At 64.1% G+C, this 5,957-nt stretch carries 6 protein-coding genes; 3 read left to right on the forward strand and 3 right to left on the reverse strand.

Going from position 1 to position 5,957, the window contains the following annotated elements:
* The 3 genes from QZ281_RS13665 to QZ281_RS13675 form a co-directional block, all read left to right on the forward strand.
* Positions 1-382: hypothetical protein (locus QZ281_RS13665; protein WP_292229245.1), on the forward strand; the 382-nt coding region annotated here is incomplete at its 5' end.
* Positions 383-444: 62 nt separating this feature from the next.
* Positions 445-1,794: an NADP-specific glutamate dehydrogenase gene (gdhA, locus tag QZ281_RS13670; RefSeq protein ID WP_292229247.1), complete on the forward strand. Its 1,350-nt coding sequence runs from the start codon at positions 445-447 to the stop codon at positions 1,792-1,794.
* A 115-nt stretch (positions 1,795-1,909) separates the two neighbouring features.
* Positions 1,910-2,494: a DUF2239 family protein gene (locus QZ281_RS13675; protein WP_292229249.1), complete on the forward strand. Its 585-nt coding sequence runs from the start codon at positions 1,910-1,912 to the stop codon at positions 2,492-2,494.
* Here QZ281_RS13675 and QZ281_RS13680 read toward each other — a convergent pair.
* The 3 genes from QZ281_RS13680 to QZ281_RS13690 form a co-directional block, all read right to left on the reverse strand.
* On the reverse strand, positions 2,472-4,175 hold the full coding sequence (locus QZ281_RS13680; protein WP_292229251.1) for a response regulator: 1,704 nt from the start codon (positions 4,173-4,175) through the stop codon (positions 2,472-2,474). The two genes, QZ281_RS13675 and QZ281_RS13680, sit on opposite strands and share 23 nt — an antisense overlap.
* A 216-nt stretch (positions 4,176-4,391) precedes the next feature.
* Complete coding sequence (locus tag QZ281_RS13685; RefSeq protein WP_292229253.1) at positions 4,392-5,195, reverse strand: hypothetical protein; 804 nt, start codon at positions 5,193-5,195, stop codon at positions 4,392-4,394.
* Positions 5,196-5,252: 57 nt separating this feature from the next.
* The coding region (locus QZ281_RS13690; protein ID WP_292229255.1) for a cobaltochelatase subunit CobS at positions 5,253-5,957 on the reverse strand (705 nt) is incomplete at its 5' end.

Genomic DNA, 5,957 nt, shown 5'->3' on the forward strand with positions numbered 1-5,957 from the left:
GCGACGGGACTTGCGTAGGATAGGCGGGTTTCAGGGTCAGGCGCGCAGATTGGGTCGAGATGATCCTAGCGCGTTGGAAAGGCTGGGGTTGAGGCTGCGTCATTGTGAGTGTTCGAGCGAAATACCCATCACTCTCCGTTATCGTTTCGTCATGCCGGGCTTCGCTGTGCGTCGCCCAGATGGCGAAGACAGGGATGATGCGGAACGTCCCCTGCGTTACAGCGTGCGATTCGATCATCGCGTCGTTCAAGTCTCAAAGATCGCCCCGTTTTTGCCGCGCTGCACACAGGGTTTTCCGCAGGTTCCCACTCTCGAAATGACTGCTTTCGGAATAAATTCTCGTTTCAAGGCAAAAAAAGACGCGAAGATCGAAATTTTTTAGCTATGCAGCACGCCGGACGGCGTCGGCTCCCCCTGACGCTGCTTAGCCATACGGAGTGTGACTTGACCCAGATCGACGAAAAGCTGGAGCCCATCCTGGCGGAAGTGCTGCGCCGGAACGCCGGCGAGGCCGAGTTCCATCAGGCGGTGCGTGAAGTGCTGGAAAGCCTGGGCCGGGTCGTCGCCAAACATCCGAACTATGCCGATGACGCCCTGATCGAGCGCATCTGCGAGCCGGAACGTCAGATCATCTTCCGCGTGCCGTGGGTCGATGACGCCAATCAGGTGCAGATCAATCGCGGCTTCCGCGTGCAGTTCAACTCGGGCCTGGGTCCGTACAAGGGCGGCATCCGCTTCCACCCGTCGGTGAACCTGGGGATCATCAAGTTCCTGGGCTTTGAGCAGATCTTCAAGAACGCCCTGACCGGCCTGCCGATCGGCGGCGGCAAGGGTGGTTCGGACTTCAACCCGCGTGGCCGTTCGGACGGCGAGATCATGCGTTTCTGCCAGTCCTTCATGACCGAACTGTACCGCCATCTGGGCGAATACACCGACGTGCCTGCGGGCGACATCGGCGTGGGCGCGCGCGAGATCGGCTTCATGTTCGGCCAGTACAAGCGCCTGACCAACCGCTATGAGGCGGGCGTTCTGACCGGCAAGGGGCTGGTCTATGGCGGATCGCGCGCCCGCACCGAGGCGACCGGCTATGGCACGGTCTATTTCGTCGAGCGGATGCTGGGCACCAAGGGGATCGCGATGGAAGGCAAGCGCGCCATCGTCTCCGGCTCGGGCAATGTGGCCATCTATGCGATCGAGAAGGTTCAGGCGTTCGGCGGCAAGGTCGTCGCCTGTTCGGACTCCAACGGCTATGTCGTCGATGAACAGGGCATCGATCTGGATCTGGTCAAGCAGATCAAGGAAAAGTCGCGCGGTCGGATCTCCGAATATGTCGAACTGCGCGGTGCGGGCGCCCACTATGTCGAGGGCGGATCCATCTGGGACGTGCCGGGCGAGATCGCCTTGCCTTGCGCCACCCAGAATGAACTGACCGGCCAGGACGCAAAACAGTTGGTCGCCAATGGCGTGCTGGCGGTGGGCGAGGGGGCGAACATGCCCTGCACGCCGGAAGCCGTGCGCATCTTCCAGGAAGCAGGCGCCATGTTTGCGCCCGGCAAGGCCGCCAATGCGGGCGGCGTCGCCACCTCGGCCCTGGAGATGCAGCAGAACGCCTCGCGCGACAGCTGGAGCTTTGAAGACACCGAAGCGCGTCTGGCGGGCATCATGCACTCGATCCACGACCGCTGCGCCGAGACGGCGGACGAATATGGCGTGCCGGGCGACTATGTGCTGGGCGCCAACATCACCGGCTTCGTGCGGGTGGCCGAGGCGATGCGCGCGTTTGGCGTGATCTGATGAAAAGGCGGGCGGCGGTGCGTCATGGCGCCGCCGTTCCTGCATAATCCGTCGGCTTGATTTGACGGCGTGATTTTATCCGGGCAATTCACGGCTTCGAATGAGGAGCCGACCGATGATCCCGACCTTCGACATGCGGTGCGCGGCCTTTTCCGGTCAGCGCCTGATCGCTGAGGGCCAGCCGCGCGATGTCTTGCCTGCGGTCAAGGCGGCGACGGATGCGGGCGAGGGCGTGCTGGTGTTCGACCTGACGACCGGCCGCCCGGTCGAGTTCGATCTGCGCGGCGATCTGGAGACGGCGCTGGCGCGGCTGCCGGTCGCGGCGCCTGAACCCAGGAAGGGACCGGGACGGCCCAAACTGGGTGTGACAGCGCGGGAGGTGACCCTGCTGCCGCGTCACTGGGACTGGCTGGCCGGGCAACCGGGCGGGGCCTCTTCCGCCCTGCGCAAGATGGTCGAGGCGGCGATGCGCGAGGCCGAGGGGCCGGACCGGGCGCGCCGGGCGCGTGAGGCGGTCTATCGCTTCATGACCGCGCTGGCGGGCGACCTGCCGGACTATGAAGAGGCCGTGCGGAGGCTGTTCGCGGGCGACCGGACGGCGTTCGAGGCGGCGACTGTGGACTGGCCCCAGGGCGTGCGCGACACGGCGTTGACCATTGCGGAACCCAGTTGGGCGATCAGGCCGCCAGAGGCGGGCTAAAGCTTTTCTGCACGACGCGCTGGAGATCGTCGATCTCTATGGGCTTACGCAGGACGCCGTCGGCGCCCGCCTGCATGTAGCGGGCGACGTCGTCATCGAACACATTGGCCGTCAGCATATGGATCAGGGCGCGGGGACGGCCCGTGGCGGCCTCGGCCGCGCGGATGGCGGTCAGGGCTGTGATGCCATCCATGACGGGCATCATCGCGTCCATCAGCACCAGATCGAATGACTCTTCGGCCAGGGCGGCCAGCGCCTCCTTGCCGTTCTCGACGAACACCAGATTGACGTCGAACGGCTCCAGCAGCAGGGCCAGCAGCTTGCGGTTGGCGGGGTGGTCCTCGGCGGCCAGGATGGTCGGCCGGGCGGGGCTGGCCGGGAGCAGGTCGATCTCGATGGGCAGCGGGACGGCGCGGATCGTCGCCCGCTGGGCGGTGAAACCGAACCAGAAGACGGCTCCATGCGGTTCGGCTGCGTGGACGCCTAAATCCCCACCCAGAGCCTGAACACTGGCGTGGGAGATGGCCAGGCCCAGGCCGGCGCCGCCGACGGCGCGCCCGGCGTCCAGTTGTTCGAACGGCTGGAATATGCGCTCGCGCTGCGCCTCCGGCACGCCCGGCCCCTGATCATGAATTTCGAAGCGCAGGGCCACGCTGTCGTCCGATGCAGGTTGGGCCTGGGCGACAATGCGGATCACGCCGCTGGGTGTCAGCTTCAGGGCGTTGGACAGGAAGTTGATGATCACCTGTTCGACCTTGGCCACATCCGTCTGGACGATGAAGTCTTCGGGCTGGCCCTGCAGCACCAGCTCAAGCGACAGGTTCAGTTCATCGACACGGGCGCGCCAGACGCGGACGACGGCGTTCAGCGACTGGCCCAGATCGGCGGGCGCCATCTGGACCTCGGACTGGCCGGATTCGATCTTGGAGATGTCCAGCGCGCCATTCAGCAGGCGCAGCAGCATGCCGCCCGCATCCGCCATGTCGTCGATCATCCCGGCCTCGGCAGGCGGCAGGCGGCGGCGCTTCAGCACCTCGGCCAGACCCAGGATGACGTTCAGGGGCGTGCGGACCTCGTGGCTGATGGTGGCCAGGAAACGGGACTTGGCCTGATTGGCGCGCTCGGCGGCGGCGCGGTCGGTCTCGGCCTGAGACAGGGCGGTCATTAGCTTCTGCGAGCCCTCGGACAGATCCAGCATCAGCTTCACCGTCTCGCGGTCGGTGCGCCACTGGCGCCAGGCGGCGCAGACTATGCCGAAGACGAACAGTATGACCGGCGCCTGCAGTTCGGGGCTGACGCCCACCTCGCTGAAGGCGATCCAGAAGATGGCGGCCACGGGCGGGACGACAGCGGCGGCGAAGCTGAGGCGGCTGGCGTGCACCTGAAGCGCGCCGACCACCAACACGGCCGCAATCAGCATCATCAGATGCGGGTGGAAGTCGGGTTGCAGCCGCCAGGCGACCAGCACGAACAGGCTGTTGTGCGTCGCCAGGGCGAGGGTGAGCAGTTCGGTGCGTCGCTTAAGCCTGAGCCCTGCGCCGGGCGCCGTGGGGTGAGCGAGCCCGTTCTGGGTCACCCGCCACAGCAGGATATAGAGCGGGGCTTGAACGACGAAGAAGCTGAGCGCCCAGGTCCAGTTACACAGCCAGCCGGTTAGCAGGATGATGGCGCCGACCGACACCAACCGGACCGGAAAGAGATCCCTATATCGTTCCGCATATGCGCGGACGTACTCTGTACTGTTAATCATGGACGCGCCCTACTTAAGGCTGTGTCCTAGGCAGGAGTCCTTAAGGAGCGATCAATCGGGGTGCGCTTGTTCGAGAGCCGAGCGTGCACCTGTAGCGGGATGGTCGAAATGGATGACTGGGCCGACGATCGGATGCGGCCTCAAGTATCAGCGTGGGGATGCGGAAGTCTCGACGTTACGGATGCGGGCCCCATTCACTTCGAACAGATTATCCTTTCCTGCCGACACATAGATCGGGATGCGGCTTTGAAGCGAAAGGAAGACGTGGGCCTCGGTGGGGCGATCCGACACCACCGACGTGATGACAACGGCTGCGGGTCGGTTTTCTGACTTTGGATCCTCAACATCCATGCAGCCTGACGATAAAATGTCGCGACGCAGAATGGTCGAACCGTCCTGACTGATGGTCAAACGCTGATGCCCGCCCATAGGAATGACATTTCTGTCTGGCATGGGGGTGAGAATCCATACGATCCAACCCTCGCCCTGGGGAGCATGGGTGACGGCGGTGTTGACCGTACGGGAACAGCGAAGCGGATTGCTGGCGTTCAGCGCCGTCTGACGCGCGGTAAACATTGCGCGCTCGACATCTGAAAGAGGAAGGTTGGCGGTTTGCACAACCTCACCGGCGACGCCTTGACGAACCGGCACATCCCAACCCGATTTGAGGACGCCATCCGTCTGTATGACGAACCGAACGATCTGATCGTCTCCATTGGAGACGACGATCCATCCGGCTAAGCCAGCCGGCGGTTTATCGCCCAGCTTTGCAAATAACGCATCGGTGGCGACCCAGGCCGCTACATCTTGACGATAAATCTCCTGTCCCATGTCCGAGATTTGGGACAGCGGCCAAGATTCGATCTGTGATGGCGGTTTTCCAGCCTGTGCATGGACAGGCGACTGTGAAGCGATCGTGAGCGCGAAGGCCAGAGCATATACGAGACGCATTGGTGCATCATCTCGCACGAAGGTTGTGCCGTCAATCCGCCTCGGTGGTGGGGCGCATCACCCCACCTTCACCCGCGTCGCCGCTTCCGGCAGGTCTTCGCCAAACGCGCGCTGGTAGAACTCCGCGATGGTCGGGCGTTCCAGTTCGTCGCACTTGTTCAGGAAGGTCAGGCGGAAGGACAGGGCCACGTCGCCGCCGAAGATGATGGCGTTCTGGGCCCAGGTGATGACCGTGCGGGGCGACATGACGGTGGAGATGTCGCCGTTCATAAAGGCGTTGCGGGTCATGTCGGCGACGCGGACCATGGCGGCGATGCGGCGCTTGCCCTCGGTGTCCGACCACTCGGGCACCTTGGCGGCGACGATCTCGGCCTCGACGTCGTGGTCGAGGTAGTTCAGCGTCGTGACGATGTTCCAGCGGTCCAACTGGGCCTGATTGATCTGTTGCGCGCCGTGGTACAGGCCCGTGGTGTCGCCCAGACCGATGGTGTTGGTCGTGGCGAACAGGCGGAAATGCCTGTTGGGGCGGATGACGCGGTTCTGGTCCAGCAGGGTCAGGCGACCCTGCGCCTCCAGCACGCGCTGGATGACGAACATGACGTCCGGGCGGCCCGCATCGTATTCATCGAAGACCAGGGCGACGGGGCGTTGCAGCGACCAGGGCAGGATGCCTTCGCGGAACTCGGTGATCTGTTTGCCGTCCTTCAGGACGATGGCGTCCTTGCCGATCAGGTCGATGCGGCTGACGTGGCTGTCCAGGTT

Source organism: Brevundimonas sp., from assembly GCF_018608325.1.
GTDB lineage: Bacteria > Pseudomonadota > Alphaproteobacteria > Caulobacterales > Caulobacteraceae > Brevundimonas.

Bases quoted from the DNA above. Each gene is read 5' to 3' on its own strand.
- QZ281_RS13675 (WP_292229249.1), top strand. From the start codon at position 1,910: ATGATCCCGACCTTCGACATGCGGTGCGCGGCCTTTTCCGGTCAGCGC.
- QZ281_RS13685 (WP_292229253.1), bottom strand. From the start codon at position 5,195: ATGCGTCTCGTATATGCTCTGGCCTTCGCGCTCACGATCGCTTCACAG.